The 3,098-nt window shown below is 70.9% G+C and carries 2 protein-coding genes; both read right to left on the bottom strand.

Annotated features, from left to right (window positions below; all coding sequences use genetic code 11):
- On the bottom strand, positions 1-1,185 hold a 1,185-nt coding region (locus tag FUT87_RS22075), incomplete at its 3' end, for an MFS transporter (RefSeq protein WP_147242403.1).
- Positions 1,186-1,273: 88 nt separating this feature from the next.
- Entirely contained in the window at positions 1,274-2,686 is a 1,413-nt protein-coding gene (locus FUT87_RS22070) for an amidohydrolase family protein (RefSeq protein ID WP_183491077.1), read from the bottom strand.
- Between the last annotated feature and the right edge of the window lie 412 nt (positions 2,687-3,098).

Here is a 3,098-nt window from a genome sequence, read left to right as displayed (position 1 = left end):
CAGGTTGGCCAGCATCGCCATCACGCCCAGCGCGATCGCCAGGTACCAGACGACGTCGTAGGAGCCGGTCGCGTCGTAGAGCTTGCCGCCCAGCCAGACGCCCAGGAAGGAGCCGATCTGGTGGCTGAAGAACACGAAGCCGCCCAGCATCGACATGTGCTGCACGCCGAAGATCTGCGCCACGATGGCGTTGGTCGGCGGCACGGTGGACAGCCACAGCACGCCCATCACGGCGGCGAAGACATAGACGCTGACTGGCGTCAGCGGCACGTTCAGGAAGATCAGGATCGCGATCGAGCGCAGCAGGTAGATGGCCGAGAGCAGGTAGCGCTTGGGCAGTCTCTGGCCCAGCGTGCCGGCCGCATAGGTGCCGAAGACATTGAAGAGCCCGATCAACGCCAGCGCGTTGGTGGCGACCTGCGGCGTCAGGCCGTGGTCCTTCAGGTAGCTGGGCATGTGCACGCCGATGAACACGACCTGGAAGCCGCAGACGAAATAACCCAGCATCAGGAGCTGGAAGCTGCGATAGCCGAAGGCCTCGCGCAGGGCCTGGCCGATGCTCTGGTGGTGCGCGCCGTGGGCGGCGTCCCGGGCCGGTTCGCGCAGGCCGAAGGCCAGCGGCACGATCAGGCAGGCGGCGATCGCCAGCACGAACAGCGCGTTCTGCCAGCCGCTGTAGCCGATCAGCCAGTTCTCGACCGGCACCATCAGGAACTGGCCGAAGGAACCGGCCGCCGCCGCGACGCCCATCGCCCAGGAGCGCTTCTCCGGCGCCACGTTGCGGCCGATGACGCCGTAGACCACCGCGTAGGTGGTGCCCGACTGCGCCAGGCCGATCAGCACGCCGGCGCTGCCCAGGAAGCCGGCGGCGGTCGTGGAGACGGCCATCAGCGCCAGGCCAGCCGCGTAGAGGAAGGCGCCGGCGACCAGCACCCGCAGCGCGCCGAAGCGGTCGGCCAGCATGCCGGCGAACGGTCCGGCGGCGCCCCAGGCGATGTTCTGGACGGCCAGCGCCAGCGAGAAGGCTTCGCGCGTCCAGCCGCGGTCCATCGTCACCGGCGTCAGCCACAGCCCGAAGCCGTGGCGGATGCCCATCGACAGCGTGACGATCGCGGCGCCGCAGATCAGCACCTGCTGCAGCGACAGGGTGCGGGACGAGGAGGGGGAGGTCGGGATCGCGCTCATCCGGGCAATGTAATGGCTTCGGGTCGGCTTGGCTGACACCTGAATGACGCACATCCCCCGCGGGGGGGCGCGGGCTGGTCGGTCGCGCTCAGCCCGACTTGCCCGAGGCCGGTTTGGCCTTGCCCTTGGCCGGGGTCGACTTCTTCGTGCCGCGGGTGCCGGCCTTCTTGCCGGTCGCCTTCTTCTTGCCGGGGGCCGCGTTGAGGGCGTTGTTCTCCTCGCCGGCGGTGGCGGCCACGTCGTCCAGCTGGGTCAGCACGCGGCCCTGCTTGATGCGCAGCAACGGCTTGTCCAGCGCGTCCAGGTCCTCGAGCGGATTGCCGATCAGCACCAGGAAGCTGGCCTCGCAGCCGGGCTGGAAGCAGCCGAGCTTGCGCTGCGGGAACAGCGCCCGCGGCGTGTCGACGGTGGCCAGGCGCAGCAGCGCGGCCTTGTCGAGCACGCCCAGCTGGTCCAGGTGGTGCAGCTCGTTGAGCGCATTGCCGGTGAACAGGTCCGAGCCGACCAGCAGCCGCGCGCCGGCCGCCTTCAGGCGTTCCAGGTTCTGCTTCTGGACCGCCTCGATCCGCGCCAGCAGCTCCGGCGCCGGCTGGAACAGCCGCGTCGCGACGGTGGCGGTGACGATGCCGACCTGCTTCTCGGCGGCCAGCGCGGCGACCTCGGGCGGGATCAGGTGGGTCTCCGGCGCCTCGCCGTGCTGGGGGAAGTAGCCCGGCAGCTCGGCGATGAAGTCGGCGCCGGCGCGCACCGCCGCGGCGAAGTCGGCGACGCTCTCGATGTGGACCACCACGCGGCGCTGCTCGGCATGGGCGCGGCGCACGACCTCGGCCACGACCTCGGGCGTCACGCCCAGCCGGCCGCGCAACTCGGGCTGCTGGCGCAGCTCGGGGCGGTCGTGGTAACTCATGATGACCTTCACCAGGTCGCTGTGGCGGCCGGCGATCAGCGGCCACTTCCTGGCCACGTCGTCGGGCGTGTCCATCACCAGCACCGCCTTGTCGACGATCTGGTCCAGCGTCATCGGCGGCGTGCCCGATTGCAGCATCGCCAGCGGCTGGCCGTCCGACGAGGTGATGCAGGCGGTGGCGAAGAGCACGTCCGGCGTTTCCGGCTGCGAGATCCGGGCGCGGATCGGATCGATCGCGGCCGGATCGGCGCACAGCATCGCGGCGTAGAACACGCCGTCGCGCAGGTAATCCTGGCCGAACTTGTCCAGGCCCCAGGCGCCCTGCAGGTTGTGGTTGTGGGCGTCGGCGAGCGGCGCGACCAGCGTCTGGCCGCGCAGCTCCAGCAGCCGGTTGACCTTGCGCGGGCGCTTCTCGACGAAGCGGCCGTCCTCGACATAGAGGGTCCCGCTCTGCAGCTTCTCGCCGTCGAACCAGCGCGCGTGGCGCAGTTCCATCGCCATCTCGGGACTGGCCTTGAAGTCCTCCGCCCGGGCCGGGCCTCCCACGAGCAGCGCGCTCAGGGCCACGGCGAGCGGCGCCAGCAAGGCCCGCACGGGGCGGACGGCGTGGAGGGGGCGGGACGGGCGCATGAAACCGGGGAGGGCGACGGTGGGGGAGTGCGGCGGACCCCCGGTAGCGGGGCCCGACAAGCCGGGAAGCGGCGGATGCTACGACAGCGCCTCCCGCTCGCCGGCGTCCGATCGGTAACCGGACGTGCCGCCGCGCACCCGCCGTGCGGCATGCGCGCGGCCTTGCAGCGCAGGCCCCGCTTCCGAGGGGAAACCCCCATGGGAGCGACCCCTGCCATCCGGCGTCAGGGAGCGTCACCGACGCTGCATAGAATCCCCGCCCCATGGCAACCAAAGCAGTCCAACCCACCGGGCAGCTACGGCGAAGGCTCGATCCGCGTCCTCAAGGGACTGGAGCCCGTCAAGCAGCGTCCGGGCCATGTACACCCGCACCGAC

The organism is Mitsuaria sp. TWR114 (assembly GCF_007997345.1).
The sequence above is the reverse complement of the archived record's forward strand: the minus strand, read 5'-3'. Positions and strand labels throughout refer to the sequence as shown.